The 21,578-nt window shown below is 66.2% G+C and carries 21 protein-coding genes; 15 read left to right on the plus strand and 6 right to left on the minus strand.

Annotated elements, in window-relative coordinates:
* Positions 1-65: 65 nt before the first annotated feature.
* The 6 genes from QX126_RS08325 (at position 66) to QX126_RS08350 (ending at position 6,253) form a co-directional block, all read left to right on the plus strand.
* Positions 66-929, plus strand: coding sequence for a branched-chain amino acid ABC transporter permease (locus tag QX126_RS08325; protein ID WP_315739340.1), 864 nt, complete (start codon positions 66-68; stop codon positions 927-929).
* Position 930: 1 nt separating this feature from the next.
* Positions 931-1,899: a branched-chain amino acid ABC transporter permease gene (locus QX126_RS08330; RefSeq protein WP_315739341.1), complete on the plus strand. Its 969-nt coding sequence runs from the start codon at positions 931-933 to the stop codon at positions 1,897-1,899.
* A 143-nt stretch (positions 1,900-2,042) separates the two neighbouring features.
* The gene (locus QX126_RS08335; RefSeq protein WP_315739342.1) at positions 2,043-2,687 is read left to right on the plus strand and encodes a DUF47 domain-containing protein; all 645 of its coding nucleotides are present in this window, start codon (positions 2,043-2,045) and stop codon (positions 2,685-2,687) included.
* A 14-nt stretch (positions 2,688-2,701) separates the two neighbouring features.
* Complete coding sequence (locus tag QX126_RS08340) at positions 2,702-3,709, plus strand: anion permease (RefSeq protein ID WP_315739343.1); 1,008 nt, start codon at positions 2,702-2,704, stop codon at positions 3,707-3,709.
* A gap of 141 nt (positions 3,710-3,850) precedes the next feature.
* Positions 3,851-5,470 (plus strand): peptide chain release factor 3, encoded by a 1,620-nt coding sequence (locus QX126_RS08345; protein ID WP_315780402.1) that lies wholly within the window; start codon positions 3,851-3,853, stop codon positions 5,468-5,470.
* A gap of 249 nt (positions 5,471-5,719) precedes the next feature.
* Positions 5,720-6,253, plus strand: coding sequence for a GDSL-type esterase/lipase family protein (locus QX126_RS08350; RefSeq protein WP_315780403.1), 534 nt, complete (start codon positions 5,720-5,722; stop codon positions 6,251-6,253).
* A 42-nt stretch (positions 6,254-6,295) separates the two neighbouring features.
* On the opposite strand, the gene QX126_RS08355 is transcribed toward QX126_RS08350, so the two are convergent.
* The 3 genes from QX126_RS08355 to QX126_RS08365 form a co-directional block, all read right to left on the minus strand.
* Positions 6,296-6,703: a response regulator transcription factor gene (locus QX126_RS08355; RefSeq protein ID WP_315780405.1), complete on the minus strand. Its 408-nt coding sequence runs from the start codon at positions 6,701-6,703 to the stop codon at positions 6,296-6,298.
* The gene (locus tag QX126_RS08360) at positions 6,700-7,566 is read right to left on the minus strand and encodes a S1C family serine protease (RefSeq protein ID WP_315780407.1); all 867 of its coding nucleotides are present in this window, start codon (positions 7,564-7,566) and stop codon (positions 6,700-6,702) included. Before QX126_RS08360 ends, QX126_RS08355 begins: the two co-directional genes overlap by 4 nt.
* An 82-nt stretch (positions 7,567-7,648) precedes the next feature.
* Complete coding sequence (locus QX126_RS08365; protein WP_315780409.1) at positions 7,649-8,377, minus strand: aspartate/glutamate racemase family protein; 729 nt, start codon at positions 8,375-8,377, stop codon at positions 7,649-7,651.
* A gap of 163 nt (positions 8,378-8,540) precedes the next feature.
* On the opposite strand from QX126_RS08365, the gene QX126_RS08370 reads away from it, so the two are divergent.
* From QX126_RS08370 to QX126_RS08410, 9 genes are all read left to right on the plus strand, one after another.
* Positions 8,541-9,137: a hypothetical protein gene (locus tag QX126_RS08370; protein ID WP_315780411.1), complete on the plus strand. Its 597-nt coding sequence runs from the start codon at positions 8,541-8,543 to the stop codon at positions 9,135-9,137.
* Between the two features lie 301 nt (positions 9,138-9,438).
* Positions 9,439-10,026, plus strand: a complete 588-nt coding sequence (locus tag QX126_RS08375; protein WP_315739353.1) for an NnrU family protein — start codon at positions 9,439-9,441, stop codon at positions 10,024-10,026.
* A 2-nt stretch (positions 10,027-10,028) separates the two neighbouring features.
* The gene (panB, locus tag QX126_RS08380) at positions 10,029-10,853 is read left to right on the plus strand and encodes a 3-methyl-2-oxobutanoate hydroxymethyltransferase (RefSeq protein WP_315780413.1); all 825 of its coding nucleotides are present in this window, start codon (positions 10,029-10,031) and stop codon (positions 10,851-10,853) included.
* 167 nt (positions 10,854-11,020) lie between these two features.
* Positions 11,021-12,613, plus strand: a complete 1,593-nt coding sequence (locus tag QX126_RS08385; protein ID WP_315780415.1) for a class I adenylate-forming enzyme family protein — start codon at positions 11,021-11,023, stop codon at positions 12,611-12,613.
* 177 nt (positions 12,614-12,790) lie between these two features.
* The gene (locus QX126_RS08390; protein ID WP_315739356.1) at positions 12,791-13,444 is read left to right on the plus strand and encodes a tetratricopeptide repeat protein; all 654 of its coding nucleotides are present in this window, start codon (positions 12,791-12,793) and stop codon (positions 13,442-13,444) included.
* A 46-nt stretch (positions 13,445-13,490) separates the two neighbouring features.
* On the plus strand, positions 13,491-14,021 hold the full coding sequence (locus QX126_RS08395) for a hypothetical protein (RefSeq protein WP_315780417.1): 531 nt from the start codon (positions 13,491-13,493) through the stop codon (positions 14,019-14,021).
* Positions 14,022-14,103: 82 nt separating this feature from the next.
* The gene (der, locus tag QX126_RS08400) at positions 14,104-15,474 is read left to right on the plus strand and encodes a ribosome biogenesis GTPase Der (protein WP_315739359.1); all 1,371 of its coding nucleotides are present in this window, start codon (positions 14,104-14,106) and stop codon (positions 15,472-15,474) included.
* A 29-nt stretch (positions 15,475-15,503) separates the two neighbouring features.
* The gene (locus QX126_RS08405) at positions 15,504-16,757 is read left to right on the plus strand and encodes a TCR/Tet family MFS transporter (protein WP_315780419.1); all 1,254 of its coding nucleotides are present in this window, start codon (positions 15,504-15,506) and stop codon (positions 16,755-16,757) included.
* A 136-nt stretch (positions 16,758-16,893) separates the two neighbouring features.
* Positions 16,894-18,114, plus strand: coding sequence for a PLP-dependent aminotransferase family protein (locus QX126_RS08410; protein WP_315780421.1), 1,221 nt, complete (start codon positions 16,894-16,896; stop codon positions 18,112-18,114).
* 99 nt (positions 18,115-18,213) lie between these two features.
* Here the strand turns inward: QX126_RS08410 and QX126_RS08415 are convergent, their stop codons facing one another.
* The 3 genes from QX126_RS08415 to QX126_RS08425 form a co-directional block, all read right to left on the minus strand.
* Positions 18,214-19,440, minus strand: a complete 1,227-nt coding sequence (locus tag QX126_RS08415) for an ABC transporter substrate-binding protein (protein ID WP_315739363.1) — start codon at positions 19,438-19,440, stop codon at positions 18,214-18,216.
* Between the two features lie 144 nt (positions 19,441-19,584).
* Positions 19,585-20,724 (minus strand): hypothetical protein, encoded by a 1,140-nt coding sequence (locus QX126_RS08420; RefSeq protein ID WP_315739364.1) that lies wholly within the window; start codon positions 20,722-20,724, stop codon positions 19,585-19,587.
* A 101-nt stretch (positions 20,725-20,825) separates the two neighbouring features.
* Entirely contained in the window at positions 20,826-21,464 is a 639-nt protein-coding gene (locus QX126_RS08425) for a TetR/AcrR family transcriptional regulator (protein WP_315739365.1), read from the minus strand.
* Between the last annotated feature and the right edge of the window lie 114 nt (positions 21,465-21,578).

Genomic DNA, 21,578 nt, shown 5'->3' on the forward strand with positions numbered 1-21,578 from the left:
CCGGCGGCTGACGTCGCCGGGGCCGCCATCTTCTGGGAAACGCCGAGAGAAAACAGAACAAGACGATGCAGGCCCTCTACGCACAGCTCCTGGTCGGACTGATCAACGGCTCGTTCTACGCGCTGCTCAGTCTCGGGCTTGCCGTCATCTTCGGCATGCTCAACATCATCAATTTCGCCCATGGCGCGCTCTACATGATGGGCGCGTTCTGCGCCTATTTCCTGCTCAACCTCGGCGGCATCAATTACTGGTGGGCGCTGCTGCTGGCGCCGATCATCGTCGGCGTCTTCGGCATGATCCTCGAGCGCACCATGCTGCAATGGATCGCCGGGCTCGACCATCTCTACGGACTGCTTCTGACGTTCGGACTGGCGCTGATCATCCAGGGCGTGTTCCAGAACTTCTTCGGCTCGTCCGGCCTGCCTTATGCGATCCCGGATCAGCTCCGTGGCGGCATGAATCTCGGCTTCATGTATCTGCCGGTCTATCGCGGCTGGGTCGTCATATTCTCCCTGGTCGTCTGTCTGGCGACCTGGTTCCTGATCGAGCGCACCCGGCTCGGCGCCTACCTGCGCGCCGCCACCGAGAATCCGACATTGGTGCGGGCGTTCGGCATCAACGTGCCGCGCATGATCACGCTGACCTACGGCCTCGGCGTCGGGCTCGCGGCCCTCGCCGGCGTGCTGTCGGCGCCGATCAACCAGGTGCGGCCCCTGATGGGCGAGCACATCATCATCGTGGTGTTCGCGGTGGTCGTGATCGGCGGCATGGGCTCGATCATGGGCTCGATCATCACCGGCTTCCTGCTCGGTGTGATCGAGGGACTGACCAAATATTTCTATCCCGAGGCTTCCAACACCGTGGTCTTCGTTCTGATGGTCCTGGTGCTGCTGGTGAAGCCGACGGGTCTGACCGGACGGGCGGCCTGACATGACATCCATCACCGACACGACCCTGCCGATCACCCCGCGCGCGATGCGCGACGAGATGATCGTGTTCGTCATCATGGCGGCGCTGCTGGCGATCGTACCGTGGACCGGGCTGTACCCGTTCTTCGTCATGCAGGCGCTGTGCTTCGCGCTGCTCGCCTGCGCCTTCAACCTCTTGATCGGCTATGGCGGCCTGCTGTCGTTCGGCCACGCGATGTTCCTGGGAACGGCCGGCTACTGCAGCGCCCACGCGCTGAAGGTGTGGGGGCTGCCGCCCGAGCTCGGCATCCTCACAGGCGTCGCCGGATCGTTCGTCCTGTCGGTGATCACCGGCTACATCTCGATCCGCCGCCAGGGCATCTATTTCGCGATGATCACGCTGGCGCTGTCGCAGCTGCTGTATTTCATCTATCTGCAGGCGCCGTTCACCCATGGCGAGGACGGCATCCAGGGCATTCCCCAGGGGCGGATGTTCGGCATCCTCGACCTGTCCAGGCCGACGGTGCTCTATTACGTCGTGCTGGTCGGCTTCCTCGCCGGTTTCCTGCTGATCTTCCGCACCATCAACTCGCCGTTCGGCGAAGTGCTGAAATCGATCCGTGAGAACGAGCAGCGGGCGATCTCGCTGGGTTACAAGACCGACCATTACAAGCTGCTCGCCTTCATTCTGTCCGGGACGCTGGCCGGCTTGGCTGGCGCGTTGAAGGTGTTCGTCGCCCAGAACGCCTCGCTGACCGACGTCGAGGTGGCGATGTCGGGGCAGATCGTGCTCATGACCCTGGTCGGAGGGCTCGGCACCGTGTTCGGCCCCGTCGTCGGCGCGTTCGTGATCGTCGGCATGCAGCAATATCTGTCCGGCTTCGGCCAGTGGGTGACGGTGATCCAGGGCGTGATCTTCGTCGCCTGCGTGCTCACCTTCCGCCGCGGCGTGGTCGGCGAAATCGCCCATCTGTTCAAACGATCCCTTTAAGCCGTTGATCTGAAAAGAGATCGTCGAAAGGGCAGAAAGCGGTGGATGAACCGGCCACCGCTTCTGCTGGTGCGCGATCCGGAGTATGACAGTTCTGTGACGGGCCGGCCCTGGCCCGTTTCGGAATGGATGGATCTCGTCCCATGCTGCACTGGTTTCGCGCCGTCCTCCCGCGGGAGGAGCGGTTTTTCGATTTGTTCGCCCGCCACAACAAGGTGGTGATTCAGGGCGCCCATGCGCTGCAGGACATGCTGCAGGGCGGTGACGACATCCTCGCCCACTGCCAGCGCGTCAGCCAGTTCGAGAACGAGGCCGACAACATCACCCGCGAAGTGCTGACCGCGGTCCGCCGCACCTTCATCACCCCGTTCGACCGCGGCGACATCAAGAACCTGATCACCTCGATGGACGATGCCATCGACCAGATGCAGCAGACCGCCAAGGCCGTGGTGCTGTTCGAGGTCAAAGAGTTCGAGCCGACCATGCGCGAGATGGGCACCTTGCTGGTCGATTGCGCCAATCTGATCGGCCGCGCGCTGCCGTTGCTGCAGGCGATCGGCCAGAACGTGCCGATGATCACCGCGATCACCGAGGAGATGACCAAGCTCGAGGGCCGGGTCGACGACCTCCACGACATCGGGCTGAAGGAGCTGTTCCTCAAGCACCGCAAGGCCAATACCATGGACTTCATCGTCGGCGCCGAGATCTACGACCATCTGGAGAAGGTCGCCGACCGCTTCGACGACGTCGCCAACGAGATCAATTCGATCATGATCGAACAGGTCTAGGGTAGGGCCGCGCCGTGGACGCTCAACTCGGCCTTCCGATCCTGGTCGGCCTCATCGCCGTTGCGCTCGCCTTCGATTTCCTGAACGGCCTGCACGACGCCGCCAACTCGATCGCGACCATCGTTTCGACCCGCGTGCTCCGGCCGCAATATGCGGTGTTCTGGGCCGCATTCTTTAATTTCGTCGCGTTCGCGGTGTTCGGCCTCCACGTCGCGCAGACCATCGGTACAGGGATCATCGATCCCGCCATCGTCGACGCCCAGGTGATCTTCGCGGCCCTGGTCGGCGCCATCGTCTGGAACCTCGTCACCTGGGCGGCCGGCATTCCCTCGTCGAGCTCACACGCGCTGATCGGCGGCCTGGTCGGGGCAGGGGTCGCCAAGGCCGGCATCTCGGCCGCCGTCTGGAGCGGCCTGTCGAAGACCGTGCTCGCGATCGTGCTGTCGCCGCTGGTCGGGCTGGTGCTGGCGATGGTCCTGGTCGCGATCGTGTCCTGGGCCTCGGTGCGCTCGACGCCGTTCGCGGTCGACCGCGCCTTCCGCATCCTGCAATTCGCCTCAGCCTCGCTGTATTCGCTCGGCCATGGCGGCAACGACGCGCAGAAGACGATGGGCATCATCGCCGTGCTGCTGTATTCGCAGGGCCATCTCGGCAACGAGTTCACGGTGCCGTTCTGGGTCGTGCTGTCGTGCCAGGCGGCGATGGCGCTGGGCACCCTGATGGGCGGCTGGCGCATCGTCCGCACCATGGGCCTGCGCATCACCAAGCTGAACCCGATGCAGGGTTTCTGCGCCGAGACCGGCGGCGCGATCACGCTGTTCCTGGCGACCTTCCTCGGCGTGCCCGTCTCGACCACCCACACCATCACCGGGGCCATCGTCGGCGTCGGCGCCGCCCGCCGTGCCTCCGCGGTGCGCTGGAACGTGGCCGGATCGATCGTCTATGCCTGGGTCTTCACGATTCCGGCCTCGGCGATCGTCGCGGCGCTGACGTTTTGGCTGGTGTCGGTGCTCCGGCACTGATCCGGATCGGCCCGGCCGGGCTCAACTCGCCGGTTGGAGTTGCGGTGCAAAACGCCTATATGGAAGGCGCGCGGCGGCCGAGATCCCGCGCCTTTCCCGTAAATCGCCCGCTCTCTGGCCTGAAACGACGCTTGCCGCCTCATGTCCGATACCGCCGTCACGACCGAACAGCCTGTCCGCACCGCCTTGTCCGACGAGGTGGCGCGCCGGCGCACCTTTGCCATCATCTCGCATCCGGACGCCGGCAAGACCACCTTGACCGAGAAGCTGCTGCTGTTCGGCGGCGCCATCAACCTCGCCGGCCAGGTCAAGGCCAAGGGCGAGCGCCGCAACACCCGCTCGGACTGGATGAAGATCGAGCGCGAGCGCGGCATCTCCGTCGTCACCTCGGTCATGACCTTCGAGTTCGAGGGGCTGGTCTTCAACCTCCTGGACACGCCGGGCCACGAGGATTTTTCCGAGGACACCTACCGCACGCTGACCGCGGTCGACTCCGCGGTGATGGTGATCGACGCCGCCAAGGGCATCGAGGCGCGCACGCGAAAACTGTTCGAGGTCTGCCGCCTGCGCGACATCCCGATCATCACCTTCATCAACAAGATGGACCGCGAGAGCCGCGACACCTTCGATCTGCTGGACGAGATCGAGAAGACGCTGGCGCTCGACACCACGCCGATGACCTGGCCCGTGGGCCGCGGCCGCGACTTCATCGGCACCTATGACATCCGCGACGGCGGCGTGCGCCTGCTCGAAGGCGGCGGTGCCAAGACCGGCGCCGCGCAGCAGATCGCGATTTCGGAGCTCGGCAAGTTCAACGCCAATCTCGACATGAGCCAGATCACCGACGAGCTCGAGCTGGTCAAGGAAGCCTGCAAGCCGTTCGACCTCGAGGCATTTCGCGAGGGCCACCTGACGCCGGTCTATTTCGGCAGCGCCTTGCGCAATTTCGGCGTCGGCGACCTGCTGGAAGGCCTCGGCCGTTACGCGCCGTCGCCGCGCGCGCAGGAGTCCAACTTGCGCAAGGTCGACGCCGCCGAGCCGCGCATGAGCGCCTTCGTGTTCAAGATCCAGGCGAACATGGACCCCAACCACCGCGACCGCATCGCGTTCGCGCGGCTGTGCTCGGGCAAGCTCAATCGCGGCATGAAGGCGAAGCTGGTGCGCACGGGCAAGACCATGCCGCTGTCGAGTCCGCAATTCTTCTTCGCCCAGGACCGCTCGGTCGCGGACGAAGCCTTTGCGGGCGACGTCGTCGGCATTCCCAACCACGGCTCGCTTCGCATCGGCGACACGCTGACCGAGGGCGAGGACCTCACCTTCGTCGGCGTGCCGAGCTTCGCCCCGGAAATCGTCCGCCGCGTCCGTCTCACCGATGCGATGAAGGCCAAGAAGCTCAAGGAAGCCTTGCAGCAGATGTCGGAGGAGGGCGTCGTGCAGGTGTTCCGCCCGCGCGACGGTGCGCCGGCGCTGGTCGGCGTGGTCGGCCCGCTGCAGCTCGACGTGCTCAAGGCGCGGCTCGATGCCGAGTATTCGCTGCCCGTCGAATTCGAAATCTCCGAGTTCTCGCTGGCGCGCTGGATCTCCTCCGACGACAAGAAGAAGCTCGAGGCGTTCATCGCCGCCAACAATTCCGGCGTCGCCGACGACGTCGACGGCGATCCGGTGTTCCTGGCCAAGAACGAGTTCTATCTCGGCTACACCAAGGAGCGCGCCGAAGGCATCGTGTTCTCCAACGTCAAGGACGTGAAGAAGAAGGCGTAAGCATCGCTGTCTCGTCATTCCCGGGCAACGCGCAGCGATGAGCCCAGAAATCCATTTTCCCTCTCGTTCTAAAGCCCGATGGCTTCCGGGCTTGCCCTGCGGGCGCCCCGGAATGACGAGCGGAAAGACATGCTCTGCCTCATCGTGAGCCTCGCTCCCGCTGTGGGATGATATCCGTGGCGCCGCGTACTTTGCGTCGGGTGATCGGCGCGCTAGTCTTCCTCTCATCAACAGGCGAGGGAGATGGACATGCCGGCGGGATCGATTGGCCGTCTTGTGCGGCGACAGATGATTGCACTGTTCGCTGTGTGTGGACTTGCGTCGGCGACGATCGCAACGGCTGATGCGGCCGAGGTCGTCGCGCTCGGCGCCAGCAACACCTACGGCAAGGGCGTCAATCGCGGCGAGGACTTTCCGGCCCAGCTCGAGGCCATGCTCCACGGCAAGGGCGTTCGGGTGAGCGTCGCCAACGCCGGCATCAACGGTGATACGACCGTCGGGATGCTGTCCCGCTTCGACAGCGCGGTCGATGGATCAACCCGCGTGCTGGTGCTGCAGCCCGGCGGCAACGACGCCCGCAAAGGTGCCGGCGACCAGCGCGCCGGCAGCATCAGCGCCATCATGGCCAAGGCCGCGCAGCGCCGCATCAAGGTCGTGATGGTCGAGAACGGCATGTTCCGTGGCCTGCCGCATCAGGTCGACGGTGTGCATCTGACCCCCGAGGGCTATCGCATGCTGGCCGCATCGCTGCTGCCGCGCGTGATGAGCGGCTTGCGGAAGTAGCTCGCCGCGAGGTCGTGAAGCGCGCCGCGCCGGCCTGCGGTCTCACAGCTCGATGATCCCCCGCCTTGCCGCATGCGCGACCGCATCGGTGCGGCCGGTGGCGTCGAGCTTGTCGAGCAGCGAGCCGACGTGGAATTTGGCGGTGTGCACGGAGATGCCGAGGCTGCGCGCGATCTCCTTGTTGGAGCAGCCCTCGGCCATCAGCACCAGCACGTCGCGCTCGCGCGCGGTGAGCTGAAAATCATCGATCGCCTGGCCGTCGATCCTGTCGTCGCCGCTGCGAGCCTCATCACTGCCACGCAACGGCGCGACGGCGACGTCGGCGCTCTCGCCGGGCGCGACCAGCGTCAGGCCCGTGACATCGCCGAGCAGCGCCGCCAGCCGGTCGGCCAGTTCGGCATCGTCGACCGCGATCGCGATCCTGATCGGCGCGCGCGCCTCCTCGCTCACGCCGGCCTCTCGCCGATGGTCAGGGCGAACTGCACCGGCTCGCCGGCACGCAGCGCTGCGACCTCGACGACGGCGCCGACGCTGTCCGGACCGAGTTCGCGCATCATCGCGCGCATGCCCCTGAACGGCTCCTTGTTGAGAGCGGTGATGACGTCACCCTGGCGCAGGCCGGCGGCCGCGGCCGGGCCGCTCTTGTCGAGGCTCATGATCATCGCACCGAGTCCGTCATCGAGCCGGACCGGCTGCAGGCCGGCGCCGAGATAGCCGCGAGCGATGCGACCATGCGTCTCGAGCTTGCTGGCGACCCGTTCGATCGTGGCCGCGGGAATGACGAGCGTGCGGCGCGGGCCCCGCACCGCCATGCCGATCGCATGACCGTCGGCGTTGAGCACCAGGCCGCCTTCGGCGCTGTGCCGCAGCCTGGTGTCGAGCTCGATGCGCGCATCGATGTCGCCGCCGCGCAGGCTGCGCCAGGGACCGGCGGATTTCGACACCATCGCGAGCGCGGCCGTTGGCGTGCCGTGCTCGGCAGCGGCGATGACCGCGAGCGAGCCGAGCGCGGGCATCTCGCCGGAGAGTTGGGCCGGTCCCGCAGTGCCGCCATCGAAGCGGAGCAGGGCGATGTCGGTGGTGTGGTCGCGGCCCGCCACCGTGGCCGGCCTTTGCGTGCCATCGGCAAAGACGAGCACGATTTCGCCTTCGTCCGCCAGCGCCTCGTCGGCGGTGACGACAAGGCCCGGCTTCCAGACGAAGCCCGTGGCGCGGCTGCGGTGCGAGGAGACGGTGAGGACCACAGGCGCGGCTTGCGCGACGGCGGTCGTCAATGCCGACGATAGCGAGACGAGGGCGGACGGATCGGACATGGGACGCTCCAGAATGGGTCTGGTCCCAATTTGGCGTCTCCGAAGCGGTTTCGAAACTACCCGATCAGGTAGTCGACCGGCTTCAGAGCGTCGTCCGCACCTTCGGCAGTGGGAAGGCGAGATCGCCGTGCTTCGAGGTCTTCAGCCCGAGCCCGACCAGCGCCTCGGCAAAGCGCACCGCGGCGGCGACGCCGTCGATCACGGGAATGCCGAGCTCGGTGGAGAGGTCGTGCGCGAGATCGGCCATGCCGGCGCAGCCGAGCACGATGGCGCCGATACCGTCCTCGCGCAGCGCCGCCCGGCATTCGCCGAGCAGCGTGCCGCGGACATTGGCCTCGGGCTTGTCGAGATCGAGCACGGCAACGTCGACCGCGCGCACCCTGCGGCAATGCTGCTCCATGCCGTAATTGCGCACGAGGTGCTCGGCGATCACCTTGGTGCGCGACAGCGTGGTCACGATGCTGAAATGGGTGGCGACGAAGCTCGCCGCATGCATCGCCGCTTCAGCGATGCCGAGCACCGGCACAGCCGATAATTCGCGCGCGGCAAGCAGGCCGGGATCACCGAAGCAGGCGATTACATGGGCGTGGCAACCTTCTGCGTCTCCGGCCTCGACCTCCTTGAGCATGCCGACCGCGGCAATCGCCTCGTCGTAATGGCCTTCGATCGAGGCGGCGCCGAACCGCGCGGTGCGGCCGACGATCCGCGTCGACGGGCTTGCGCTGGCCTGGGCCGCTTTGGCGATCAACTCGGTCATCGTCACCGTCATGTTCGGGTTGATGACGTTGATCACGGTCTCGCTGTGGCTCATCGTCGCGTCCGTTTGTTGTCGCATCCTGCCGTGTTCTAGCCGAGTTCCGCTGTTACGGTCGAGGGCCGTTCGCGATGCGGGAACGCGCAGACGTGAACGGGATTGAGCTTGCGAGTTCTGCGATCGGGATCCAACTTGGATTTCATCCCACTCCGAGAGTCCCATGCTCCGTGTCGTCGTGCTCCTCCTGCTGATGGTGGCCGCTCCGGCCGCCGCCGACGCGCGCCGCCAGCAGATCAATCCGGTGCCGTTCGCGCACACGCCGTGCAGCGTGCTCGACGAGCAGCCGTGCACGCCGTCGTTCTGCAGCGTCTTCGGGCCGTGGCCCTGTATTCCCGAGATGAACTATCCCTATGGCCAGAACCTGCAACTCACGATCGAGAGCCGGCCCGCCAAGGATCAGGAAGCCAAATATCAGAAGCCGGATCACGATCTCGACACGATCGGCGATCTGTTCGCAGCGCTGCGCGCGTGCTGGACGCCGCCGCCGGAGGACAGCGCCCGCGCGGGGATGCAGGTGACGGTGCGCTTCAGCTTCAAGCGGACCGGCGAGATGATCTCACCGCCGCGCGTGACCTTCGTGACCTCAGGCGCGCCGGCCGACGCGCGCGCGACCTATCTGAAGGCGATCAATGCCTCGCTCGACGGCTGCCTGCCGCTGAAGTTCACAAAAGGCCTCGGCGGCGCGCTGGCGGGGCGGCCGATCGCGATCCGCTATGTCGACAACCGGGATTTGAAGAACACGTCGGAGCGGCAATAGCGTCCCGCCGCGCCGTCTCGCACGGCGCGAACCCCACCCACCGATCATTCGGGACGGACGCAACGCGTGCGAACCTCAGCTGGGCGATTGCGCAGCGGGGAATCTCGATATGGTTGCGAAGAACGCAAACCAATCTCGGGGTTCCGGGTTCGACGCTGACGCGTCGCCCCGGAATGACGATGTGTGATGGCGAATCGGCAGCGTGCGGCTTGCAGACGGTCTCCGCGCCACGTTGCGAGGCCGCCCCCGGAAATGATACCGATGCCCACGCACAAGTCGCGTGCAAGCAAAGGGGGACGCCGTGGGACTTCTGGTGATGGTGGTGGGGCTGGTGCTGTTTCTCGGCGCCCATGTGTTCACGACCCGGCGCGGGGCGCGCGCGCAGGTCATCGCGCGGCTGGGTGAGAGCACCTACAAGCTCGTCTACACCGTCGTGGCGCTCGCCGGCCTCGCCCTGATTGTCTGGGGCTTTGCCGAGTACCGCCATGGCGGCGGCTGGATCCAGGTGTGGACGCCGCCGAAGGCGCTCAAGCACATCAATCTCGCCCTGATGCTGCCGGCGATGATCATGATCGTCGCCGCCTATATCCGCGGCCGCATCTACACCGTGCTGAAGCACCCGATGCTGGCGGGCGTGAAGCTGTGGGCGTTCGGCCACCTGCTCAGCAATGGCGACCTCGGCGGCATCATCCTGTTCGGCTCGATCCTGGCCTGGGCCGTGTTCGACCGCATCTCGCTGAAGCGCCGCGCTGATGCCGGCGGACCGCCGATTCCGGTCGGCGGCATCGGCAACGACGTCATCGCGGTGGTGGTCGGCATCATCGTCTATGCCGCGCTGGCCTTCGCGTTCCATCCTGTCGTGCTCGGCATTCCTGTCATCGGAGGTTAGCGATGTCGGTGCAGTCGACCGTCCGCCGCAAGACGGCTCCCGAGATCCGCGCCCGCAAGGGCGGCGAGCCGATCGTGATGCTGACGTCCTACCACGCCCATACCGCGGCGCTGGTGGATCGCCATTGCGATGTGATCCTGGTCGGCGATTCCCTCGGGAATGTGATGCACGGTTTCGAGACCACCGTGCCGGTGACCCTGGAAATGATGATCCTGCAGGGCTGCGCCGTGATGCGCGGCTCGCGCCAGGCGCTGGTGGTGGTCGACATGCCGTTCGGCTCCTACGAGGCCACGAAGGAGCAGGCATTTCATGCAGCGGTGCGGATCCTGAAGGAGACGCAATGCGGCGCGGTCAAGCTCGAGGGCGGCGCGCGGATGGCCGAGACGGTGGCCTTCCTCAGCGAGCGCGGCATTCCGGTGATGGGCCATATCGGCCTGACGCCGCAATCGATCAATACGCTCGGCTCGTTCCGTGCCCAGGGCCGCGATGAGGCGGATTGGGCTGCGATCGAGAACGACGCTGCGGCGATCGCACAAGCCGGCGCGTTCTCGGTGGTGATCGAGGCCGTGGCCGAGCCGCTGGCGCGCAAGATCACGCAGCAGATCGCGATCCCCACCATCGGCATCGGCGCCAGCGTCGCCTGCGACGGCCAGGTGCTGGTTTTGGAGGACATGCTCGGCCTGTCGCCGCGGGCGCCGAAATTCGTCCGCCGCTACGGCAATCTCGGTCCGGCGATCGACGAGGCGATCGAACGCTACGCGGCCGACGTGCGTACCCGTGCGTTTCCGGCGGCGGAACATGTCTACGGAATGAGGTCAAAGACCTGATGGGCGCCTCTCGCTTGGTCGTCCCGTTGGCGCCGTGGTGCGCGCGGCGTCACGGGATGAATCTCCGGCGCTGGCGGAGATAGCCAAGCGCGTCATCCCTTGGTTATGTTTCAGGCTGGTCCGCATCGCGGCGAACAACGACAAGAAGCCAAGCTCGGGGAAACTCCATGGACTGGTCGACCTATGTAACGCCGCCGATGCGGCGCGAAGCCCGTTTCGGCGATCGCGTGGTTCCGTTGTTCACGGAGCGGCCCGCGAACATCTGGGCCATGGTCGAAGAAGCGGTGGAGCGCAACGGCGACGGCGAGGCGCTGGTCTGCGGGGCCGTGCGGCTGTCGTGGCACGAGGTCGGCGAGACCGCCGCGCGGATCGCCGGCGGGCTGCAGGCGAGGGGATTGCAGAAGGGCGACCGGCTCGCGGTGCTGCTCGGCAATCGCATGGAATTCGTGCTCACGCTTTTTGCTGCGGCCAAGCTCGGGCTGATCACGGTGCTGCTGTCGACCCGGCAGCAGACCCCGGAAATCGCCTATGTGCTGAACGATTGCGGCGCCCGGCTGCTGCTGCACGAGGCGGCGTTGGCGGACCGGTTGCCGGCCGCTGCGGAAACGCCGGAGCTGGCGGGGCGCATTGCCGTCGACGATCGTCCGGCGCGGTCGGATTTTGCAGCGCTGGCCGATCATGCCGCGCACGAAAATCACGTCGAGGTGACTGAAGATGACACTGCGATGATCCTCTACACCTCCGGCACCACTGGCCGGCCGAAAGGCGCGATGCTCGCCCATTGCAACATCGTGCACTCCTCGATGATCTACGAGGCGTGCCTGGGGCTGACGCCCGCCGACCGCTCGATCGCCGCCGTGCCGCTCGGCCATGTCACCGGTGTCGTCGCCAACATCACCAGCATGGCGCGCTGCGCCGGCACCTTGATCATCATGCCGGAGTTCAAGGCCGGCGAGTATCTGAAGCTCGCGGCGCGCGAGCGCGTGACCTACACGGTCATGGTCCCGGCGATGTACAATCTCTGCCTGCTGCAGCGCGACTTCGACAGTCATGACCTGTCGTCGTGGCGCATCGGCGGCTTCGGCGGCGCGCCGATGCCGGTCGCGACCATCGAGAAGCTCGCAGCCAAGGTCCCCGGCCTGCGGCTGGTCAACGCCTATGGCTCGACCGAGACTACCTCGCCGGCGACCCTGATGCCGCCTGATCTCACCGCCCGTCAGATCGACAGCGTCGGGCTGCCGTGTCCGGGCGCCAGCATCCTGGTGATGGACGGGCAGGGGCGAGAGCTGCCACGTGGCGAGATCGGCGAGATCTGGATCGGCGGCGGCCAGGTCATCAAGGGTTACTGGAACAATCCCAGGGCCACCGCCGAGAGCTTCACTGCCGGCTATTGGCACTCGGGCGACCTCGGCTCGATCGATGCCGACAATTTCGTCCGGGTGTTCGACCGGCAGAAGGACATGATCAACCGCGGTGGGTTGAAGATCTACTCGGCCGAGGTCGAATCGGTGCTGGCGAGCCACCCGGCGGTGGTCGAGAGCGCGATCATCGCCCGGCCATGTCCGGTGCTCGGCGAGCGGGTGCACGCGGTGGTCGTGACCCGCGAGCCGATGAGCGCCGAAGCGCTGCGCAGCTGGTGCGCCGAGCGGGTCTCGGATTACAAGGTCCCGGAAACCCTGACCGTGACCGCGGACCCTTTGCCGCGCAACGCCAACGGCAAGGTGATGAAACGGCAGTTGCGCGAAGCCTTGACGGCGTGATAGCCGCGTTCGGACCTTGTGGCAGAACCGGGGAGTAACGCCTTGATTCGGCTGGACTCGCCTTGCCACCGCCATGCCGATGCGGTATCGGCGCCGGCGCGCGGGCAACGGGCCGCTCGCGCGGCACTTCAAACCCATGCGCGCGCGCTCGCAGCGAACCTGACGGGATGTCCTTAGGTGTCTGAATTCATTGATGAAGTAGACGAGGAGGTCCGTCGGGAACAGCTCAAGAAGCTGTGGGACCGCTACTCGATCTTGATCATCGCCATTGCCGTGCTGATCATCGCCGGCGTCGGCGGCTGGCGCGGCTACCAGTATCTCGAGGGTCAGAAGGCGGCCGAAGCGGGCTCGGCCTTCAACAAGGCCCTCGAACTCTCCGAGCAGAACAAGCATGCCGAGGCGGAGAAGGCCTTTGCGGATGTCGCGGCCACGGCCCCATCGGGATACCGCATGCTGGCCCGCTTCCACCAGGCCGCCGAGGCCGCGATGCGCGACAAGGCGGCTGCCGTGAAGCTCTATGACGAACTCGCCGCCGACCGCAGCATCGGGGCCGAGCAGCAGTCGATGGCGCGGCTGCGCGCGGCCGGCCTGCTGGCCGATACGGCGCCTTACGCCGACCTCAAGCAGCGCCTCGAAGGCGAAACGGCGCCTGGCGCGCCGTTCCGCCACGCCGCCCGCGAATTGCTGGCGCTGTCGGCGTGGAAGGCCAATGATGCCGCGGCGGCCCGTCAATGGCTCGACATGATTGCGCTGGATGGTGAGACCCCGCCGGGCCTGCGCTCGCGCGCCGAAGCGCTGCAGGCGCTGTTGCCTGCAGTCGCCAAGAGCTGATCGCGGACCTCGCGACGGCGAAACCGAGTTGATTGGAACGACGATCATGCGCCGCCCCCAACGTGCCATTGCCCTGACGGTCCTCATTGCGCTTTCCGGCGTGCTGGGCGGCTGCGCGAGCGGGGGAAGTTTCGACCCCTCGGACATGCTCGACTTCCTGGACACCAAGAAGAAGCTGCCGGGTGACCGCAAGCCGGTGTTCCCGGAGGGCGTGCCGGGTCTCGAGCAGGGCGTGCCGAAGGAACTCTACAAGGGTGCCCAGCAGCAGCCGATGACCGACCCGGGCGCTCAGGCGGCTACGCCGCCGGCGCCTCCGGTGGAGGAGCCCAAGGGCAGAAAGGGCCGGCGGCAGGCGGCCGTGACCAACCCGACGACGGCCGATCCGCAGGATGGCGAGGCTGCCGCGGTCGAGGAGGGCGCTGCCGCCGTTCCGCCGGCACCGAAGCCCAAGAAGATCGTGCGCCGCCGCACCACGGCACCACCGCCGGATGATGCTGCCCCGGCGCAGCAGCCGACGGCCCAGCGATCCGGCGGCGGCTTCCCGGCGCCGATGCCGAGCGGCTCCTTCAGCCGTTAATCTCACCTGCGAATCGGCGGATCGCCCGTTCGGTTTTGCGGCCGAATGCGCTAAAGCTGCGCGCTCACGCGCACGGATCATCATGCCCTTCACCATCGCCATCATCGGCCGGCCCAATGTCGGCAAGTCGACCCTGTTCAACCGTCTGGTCGGGCAGAAGCTGGCGCTCGTCGACGACATGCCGGGCGTCACGCGCGACCGCCGCGAGGGCGAAGCTAAGCTGTTCGATCTCAACTTCACGATCATCGACACCGCCGGCCTCGACGAGGGGCCGAAGGGCTCGCTGACCGCGCGCATGCAGGAGCAGACGGAGACCGCGATCGCGCTCGCCGACGCGCTGTTCTTCGTGATCGATGCCCGCATCGGCCTGACGCCCGCCGACCGCGCCTTCGCCGATTTCGCCCGCCGCGCCGACAAGCCGGTGCTGTTGCTCGCCAACAAGAGCGAGGGCAAGCATGGCGAGCTCGGCGCCATGGAGTCGTATGCGTTGGGACTTGGCGATCCCATCCAGATCTCGGCCGAGCACGGCGAGGGCATGGGCGAGCTCTATGACGCCGTCAGCAAGCTCGTGCCGCCCACGGACGATGAGGAGGACGAGCACGAGGAGACCGACGAGGAGCGCGCCAACAGGCCGATCCGGGTCGCGATCGTCGGCCGTCCCAACGCCGGCAAGTCGACCCTGATCAACCATCTGCTCGGCGAGGAGCGGCTGCTCACGAGTCCCGAGGCCGGTACGACGCGCGATTCGATCGCGGTCGAAATCGAGTGGAAGGGCCGCGGCTTCCGCATCTTCGACACCGCAGGTCTGCGCCGGCGCTCGCGCATCGAGGAGAAGCTGGAGAAGCTGTCGGTGGCCGATGCGCTGCGTGCGGTGCGCTTCGCCGAGGTGGTGGTGCTGATGATGGATGCGCAGAACCGCTTCGAGGAGCAGGATCTGCGCATCGCCGATCTGATCGAGCGCGAGGGGCGTGCGCTGGTCATCGCCGTCAACAAATGGGACCTGATGGACGGCAACCCAGGCCAGATCTCGATGCTGCGCCGCGATGCCGACCACTGGCTGCCGCAGGTCGCGGGCGCACCGATCGTGGCGGTGTCGGGCCTGATGGGCGAGGGCATCGACCGGCTGATGCAGGCGATCGTCGAAGCCTACGCGATCTGGAACCGGCGCGTGCCGACCGCGGCGCTGAACCGCTGGTTCGAGCAGGCGATCGCCGACAACCCGCCGCCGGCGGTGTCGGGCCGCCGGCTCAAGCTGAACTACATCACCCAGACCAAGGCGCGACCGCCGAGTTTCGTGCTGTTCTGCTCGCGGGCCGACGCGATCCCGCAATCGTACCTGCGCTATCTCACCAACTCGATGCGCGAGACCTTCGAGCTGCCGGGCACGCCGGTGCGCATCACCCTGCGCGAGAAGGCCAACCCGTTCGCGCACAAGCGCAAGCGGCCGAACTGATCAGTTGCGTCAGCGGAAGCGGTCCGGCCATGGAAGCAAGCCCGCCGAGCGTCGCGACAGAAGATGCGCCGGCCCCACGCCGCGGCGCCGTCGCCTTCATCTTCGTCACCATCCTGCTCGACATGCTCGCGCTCGGGCTGATCATGCCGATCCTGCCGAAGCTGATCGAGAGCTTCGTGGGCAACGACACTGCGCAGGCGGCGCGCATCTTCGGCCTGTTCGGCACCGCCTGGGCGCTGATGCAGTTCGTGTTCTCGCCGGTGCTCGGCAGCCTGTCCGACCGCTTCGGCCGGCGGCCGGTGATCCTGCTGTCGAACTTCGGCTTGGCCGCGGACTACGTGCTGATGGCGCTGGCGCCGTCGCTCGCGTGGCTGTTCGTGGGGCGCCTGATCTCCGGAGTCACCTCGGCCAGCATCTCGACGGCTTTCGCCTACATCTCCGACCTGACGCCGCCCGACCGGCGTGCGGCGATCTTCGGGCGCATCGGCGCGGCGTTCGGCGCGGGATTCGTGCTGGGCCCCGCCACCGGCGGCCTGCTCGGCGACATCGACCCGCGGCTGCCGTTCTGGGCTGCAGCCGCGCTCAGCTTCGCCAACGCGCTGTACGGACTGCTGGTGCTGCCGGAATCGCTGCCGTCAAAGCGGCGCAGTCCGTTCCGATGGCGAGCCGCGAGCCCGCTCGGCGCGCTGCAATTGCTGCGCTCGGATCGCATCCTCGGCGGACTGTCGGTCGTCAACTTCATCACCCAGCTCGCTCATGTCGTGCTGCCGTCGACCTTCGTGCTCTACGCGACCTATCGCTATGGCTGGGATACGCGCACGGTCGGGCTGACGCTGGCGATGGTCGGCATCTGCGCCATGGTGGTGCAGGGCGGGGCGGTGGGGCTGATCGTCCGCCTGCTCGGCGAGCGCGGCGCGCTGATGCTCGGCCTGTCCGCGGGGACGGTGGGCTTCCTGATCTTTGGCCTTGCGCCGACCGGGCCGTTGAGCTGGCTCGGCATTCCCGTGATGGCGCTGTGGGGCGTCTCGGGCGCGGCCATGCAGGCTTTGATGACCCGCCTCGTCCCACCGGACAGGCAGGGCCAGCTACAGGGCGCGACGTCGAGCGTGCAGAGCGTGGCCCAGCTCGCAGGTCCCTTCCTGTTCACGCTGACCTTTGCCTATTTCATCGGAGCGGCCGCGCCGGCGCATCTACCCGGCGCGCCGTTCCTGCTGGCGTCGGCGTTGCTGATCGTCGCTCTCCTGATTGCGGTGCGGACGCTGTCCTCGGCAAAGAGCAGCTAGAGTAGCGCGCCGGCCTGAAGGTTCTCATCCCCTGACCCCACCGATGCAGCTTTCGCGCTCTCGCGGGACGGGGATTGCACACGCTTCAAAATAGGTCAATAGTGTTGACATAAATAGCCGGATCACGGGAGGAATATTGGTGAGCTGGAAGCCCGTCTACGCGCGCCGCGCGGATCGCATGAAGGCATCGGAGATCCGCGAGCTGCTCAAGGTGCTGGAGCGGCCCGGCATGATTTCGTTCGCCGGCGGCATCCCCGATCCCGCGCTGTTTCCTGTAGCAGCGGCGGCGCAGGTCTATGCCGATGCGCTGGCATCGCCCAACGCGGCTTCCGCTGCTCTGCAATATGCCGTCAGCGAGGGCTACGGTCCGCTTCGCCAGTGGATCGCCGAATACATGACCGCGCAGGGCATAGCGGCCTCGCCAGACAACATCCTCGTCACCGCGGGATCGCAACAGGCGCTCGATTTTCTCGGCAAGCTGCTGCTCACGCCCGGCGATACGGCGCTCGTCACCGTTCCCACCTATCTTGGCGCGCTGCAGGCCTTTTCGGCCTACGAGCCGCGTTACGATTCGATCGGTCCACGCGCTGCCAACCGCACCCCGGCCTCCTACGCGGACGAAGCCGCGAAAGAAGCTGCGGGGGCGCGCGTGAAGTTCGTCTATGTCGTGCCGGACTTTGCCAATCCGACCGGTGAGACGCTGTCGCGTCCGGCGCGCGCCGATGTCCTGGATCTCGCCGGCGAGCTGGACGTGCCGGTGTTGGAGGACAGCGCCTATTCTGCCTTGCGTTTCGACGGCGACGAGATGCCGTCGCTGCAGTCGTTGGACGTCCGTCGCCGCGGCTCGCTCGATGCTTCCCGCGTCATCCATCTCGGAACGTTCTCGAAGACGGTCGCGCCGGGCCTGCGCATCGGCTGGGTTTGTGCATCGCGCGCCATCATCAGCCGTCTCGTCCTCATCAAGCAGGCGAGCGACCTCAACGTGTCAGCGATCAATCAGATCGTGATGCACAGGCTCGTGAAAGACGGAGGGCATGCCGGGCTGATCGCACGGGCGCGCGCGCATTATCGGCTCAAGCGCGATGCGATGCTGAGGGCACTCGAGGCACAGATGCCGTCAGAAGCGAGGTGGACGCGCCCCGACGGCGGGTTCTTCGTCTGGCTCACCCTGCCGGACGGCGTGTCCGGTGCCGCCTTGCTCGACCGGGCCGTGAATCAGGCCCAGGTGGCGTTCGTTCCCGGGGCAGCCTTCTTCCACGACGGCAGCGGCACCAACACGATCCGCCTGTCCTATTCGCTGCCCGAGGAAGCCGTGATCGAGGAAGGCATCGGCCGCCTCGCGAGTCTGCTGCGCTGACGATGACGTGATTCTGCGCAGCGAATGTCGTATCGTCTGCGCAGCGGCACTGGCGGGACGCGATGCTAATCCACCGCATCCCGCATCGGAGCTATCGGCTTACTTCTTCACCAGCGGGCACTCGCTGGCCTCGAGCGGCTTGGCGGCATCCTCGGGCGCGATCTTGGCGATCAGCTTGTAGTAGTCCCACGGATATTTGGACTCTTCGGGCTTCTTGACCTCGAACAGATAGGCCGGGATCAGGCGGCGGCCGTCGGCGCGCAGCGGGCCCTTGCCGAACAGCGGATCGTCGGTCGGAATCTCCTTCATCTTGGCCACGACCTTGGCGCCGTCATGCGGATTGCCGCCGAGTGCCTCGAGCGTCTTCAGGTAGTGCAGCGCGCCGGCGTAGACGCCGGCCACCGTCATCGACGGCATCGTGCCCTTCGGTGACAGCTTCTGGAAGCGGTTGGACCAGGTGCGGGTCTGCTCGTTCAGGTCCCAGTAGAACGACTCGGTGAAGGTCAGGCCCTGCGCGACCTTGAGCCCGAGCGCATGCACGTCGTTGACGAACAACAACAGCGCGGCGAGCTTCTGGCCGCCCTGGACGATGCCGAATTCGGAAGCCTGCTTGATCGAGTTGGTGGTGTCGCCGCCGGCGTTGGCAAGGCCGATGACCTTGGCCTTCGACGATTGCGCCTGCAGCAGGAAGGACGAGAAGTCCGCGGTATTGAGCGGATGCTTGACCGAGCCGAGCACCTTGCCGCCACTGCTGGTCACGACTGCGGAGGTGTCGCGCTCCAGCGCATGGCCGAAGGCGTAGTCGGCGGTGAGGAAGAACCAGGTGTCGCCGCCGGCCTTGGTCAGCGCCTTGCCGGTGCCATTGGCGAGCATGTAGGTGTCGTAGGTGAAGGAGATGGTGTTGGCGTTGCAGGCCTTGCCGGTGAGGTCGGCAGTGGCCGCGCCGGAGTTCAGGAGGATCGAGTTCTTCTCCTTGACCAGATTGGAGACGGCCAGCGCCACGCCGGAGTTCGGCGTGTCCATGATCACGTCGACCTTCTGGGTGTCGATCCACTGCCGGCCGATGTTGACGCCGACGTCGGGCTTGTTCTGGTGGTCGCCGCTGATGACCTCGATGGTCCAGCCCTTGGCCTTCAGGCCTGAATCCTCGACCGCCATGTTGACGGCTGCGACCGAGTTGGGCCCGCCGATGTCGGCATACAGGCTGGACATGTCGTTGAGCACGCCGATCTTGACGACCTTGTCGTCGGCGAAGGCGGAGCCGGCAAAGCTGAGCGTGGTGGCAGCAAGCAACGCGGCCATCCGCCGCGTATGAGACGTTGTCATCGAAGTCCTCCCTGGTGTCGTGTCACGGCGGGGCTTCTTGGGCGCCCTTTGCCGTCGGTCTCCCTGGATAGCCGGTCTTGTGAGTTGCGGCAATGCGCCAAAAGGCGCGAGACGCGCGCAAGGTTTGTGCGTTTCGCTTGAGCGTTAACGCAGGGCGTCCGAGGTCAGCCGGAATTTCTGGATGCGCTTACCGGTGTCGACCTCGGCGGTATAAACGTTGCCCTGCCGGTCGACAGCCATCGCGTGCACCCAATGGAATTGGCCGGCATTGCGGCCATTGTGGCCGAAGCTGCCAACCACGCTGCCGTCATCCCGCCTGATGATGCGGATCTCGTTGTTCTCGCCATCGGCAGACAGCAGGTAGGTCTGCTTCGGATCCGGCCAGATCGCGATGTCCCACACCGCGCCATTGCCGAGCGTGTTCTTTTCGAAGAACCATTCGGTCACGAATGTCCCGTCCTTCCTGAACACCTGGATGCGGTCGTTGATGCGGTCGCAGACATAGACGAGACCATCGTCGGCGATCTTCACGCAGTGCACGGGATTGCCGAACTGCTGGGCGACCGGTGCCTTGGGATCATACGGTGGCTGCTTGGCATCATCAGGGACATGGCCGTAGGCTCCCCAATGCCGCTTGTAGGCGAGGGTGGTGGCATCGAACACGATGACGCGGCGGTTGCCGTAGCCGTCGGCGACGTAGATCTCGTTCGCCTCCTTGTCGATCGCTGTCTCCGCGGGCTTGCCGAGCTGGGTGGTGTCGTTGGAGCCCTTGCTCGGCGCCATCGTTCCGATCTGAGCGACGAACTTGCCATCGAGCGTGAACTTCAGGATGGCGTTGTCATTGTCGGCATTGCCGCCGATCCAGACGAAGCCGCGTTCGTCGACCTCGATGCCATGCTCGCGGCCGACCCATTCATAGCCCGGGCCCGGGCCGCCCCAGGCGCGCAAGAGATTGCCGTCGGTATCGAATTCGAGCACCGGGGGCGCCGGCATGCAGCATTTCGATCGCGGCGGATTGAGCGTGGCGCCTTTCTCGTCGTCGGTCAGCGAGCGCGGCCGGTGAATGACCCAGATGTGGCCCTGGTGATCAACCGTGATGCCGCCGACCTGGCCGAGGATCCAGTTGTTGGGGAGCTGCTTCGGCCAGGACGGCTCGACCGCGAACGCGGGCACCTCCGCTGCGGCGCTGGTGCTGCGAGAGAAGAGGACGTTGCCGGCCGCAACGGCGAACAGCAGAATGACCAGGGCAGGCCTTGTCGCGCGTCCGCGTCGTGCTCGCGTCATACCGTCCTCCCCGATATGTGCTGCCGTCATCCGCTTATGAGCGCAGTCAATCGCGAGCATGGCGGAGTGTCAATCGCGCGGGGGGACGCCGATCGGCAGGCTCAGACGGGCGCCTGCTCCACAGCTTCCTTTTTCGGCGGCGTCGGCAACGTGGGCGGCCGCAGAAAGCGCGTCAGCATGAGCCGCAGATGCTCACTGCTCTGCTTGATATCGACCGCCGGATTGCGGATCGGCAGCGCACGTGCACCGTCGACGATCACGAACAGGATGTTCGCGGTCGCCTCGGGATCGAGGCGGGGATCGACCTCGCCGCGGCCCTGTGCCTTGGTGAGGAAGTCGACCAGCAGCGCCCGCATCGCGCGCGCATGCGCGTGGACGATGGCGGCAAAGTCGGCATTGCGACAGGCCTCGGCCAAGGCCTCGGCGCTGAGGACCTGGGCCTGCGGCTGGTGAATGCTGGCGCTCTCGAGCTCTTGCACCAGGGCGTCGATCACGTCGGGCGAGGCCAGGATTGCCTGGAGGCGCGATGCAGCGTGGCTCAGATTCTGCTCGACCAGCGCCTGGATCATCGCCTCCTTGCTGGGAAAGTAATGATAGAGGTGGCCCGGGCTGATCTTCGCCGCAGCGCAGATGTCGGTGGTGCTGGCGCCGTGGAATCCGTTCCTGACGAAGCACGACAGGGCGGCCTGGAGAATCCCCTGGCGCTTCTGCTCGTGCTTGACCGGATCGACCTTTCTCATCGCGCGTCCCGTCGGGCCAACTCTCGCCACATTCGTCGTTTCCGCCAACTGCTTGTAATATAAAATAATATTTCTCGCCGCTCTAATCTAGAGAATTTGATCTAGTTTAGTTGG

The sequence above is a fragment of the Bradyrhizobium sp. SZCCHNPS1003 genome (assembly GCF_032381555.1).
GTDB lineage: Bacteria > Pseudomonadota > Alphaproteobacteria > Rhizobiales > Xanthobacteraceae > Bradyrhizobium.

Excerpts from the sequence above, each read along its gene's own strand:
- QX126_RS08325 (WP_315739340.1), top strand. The coding sequence starts at position 66 with ATGCAGGCCCTCTACGCACAGCTCCTGGTCGGACTGATCAACGGCTCG.
- QX126_RS08330 (WP_315739341.1), top strand. The coding sequence starts at position 931 with ATGACATCCATCACCGACACGACCCTGCCGATCACCCCGCGCGCGATG.
- QX126_RS08335 (WP_315739342.1), top strand. The coding sequence starts at position 2,043 with ATGCTGCACTGGTTTCGCGCCGTCCTCCCGCGGGAGGAGCGGTTTTTC.
- QX126_RS08345 (WP_315780402.1), top strand. The coding sequence starts at position 3,851 with ATGTCCGATACCGCCGTCACGACCGAACAGCCTGTCCGCACCGCCTTG.
- QX126_RS08350 (WP_315780403.1), top strand. The coding sequence starts at position 5,720 with ATGCCGGCGGGATCGATTGGCCGTCTTGTGCGGCGACAGATGATTGCA.
- QX126_RS08360 (WP_315780407.1), bottom strand. The coding sequence starts at position 7,566 with ATGTCCGATCCGTCCGCCCTCGTCTCGCTATCGTCGGCATTGACGACC.
- QX126_RS08365 (WP_315780409.1), bottom strand. The coding sequence starts at position 8,377 with ATGAGCCACAGCGAGACCGTGATCAACGTCATCAACCCGAACATGACG.
- QX126_RS08370 (WP_315780411.1), top strand. The coding sequence starts at position 8,541 with ATGCTCCGTGTCGTCGTGCTCCTCCTGCTGATGGTGGCCGCTCCGGCC.
- panB (WP_315780413.1), top strand. The coding sequence starts at position 10,029 with ATGTCGGTGCAGTCGACCGTCCGCCGCAAGACGGCTCCCGAGATCCGC.
- QX126_RS08385 (WP_315780415.1), top strand. The coding sequence starts at position 11,021 with ATGGACTGGTCGACCTATGTAACGCCGCCGATGCGGCGCGAAGCCCGT.
- QX126_RS08395 (WP_315780417.1), top strand. The coding sequence starts at position 13,491 with ATGCGCCGCCCCCAACGTGCCATTGCCCTGACGGTCCTCATTGCGCTT.
- der (WP_315739359.1), top strand. The coding sequence starts at position 14,104 with ATGCCCTTCACCATCGCCATCATCGGCCGGCCCAATGTCGGCAAGTCG.
- QX126_RS08405 (WP_315780419.1), top strand. The coding sequence starts at position 15,504 with ATGGAAGCAAGCCCGCCGAGCGTCGCGACAGAAGATGCGCCGGCCCCA.
- QX126_RS08415 (WP_315739363.1), bottom strand. The coding sequence starts at position 19,440 with ATGACAACGTCTCATACGCGGCGGATGGCCGCGTTGCTTGCTGCCACC.
- QX126_RS08420 (WP_315739364.1), bottom strand. The coding sequence starts at position 20,724 with ATGACGCGAGCACGACGCGGACGCGCGACAAGGCCTGCCCTGGTCATT.
- QX126_RS08425 (WP_315739365.1), bottom strand. The coding sequence starts at position 21,464 with ATGAGAAAGGTCGATCCGGTCAAGCACGAGCAGAAGCGCCAGGGGATT.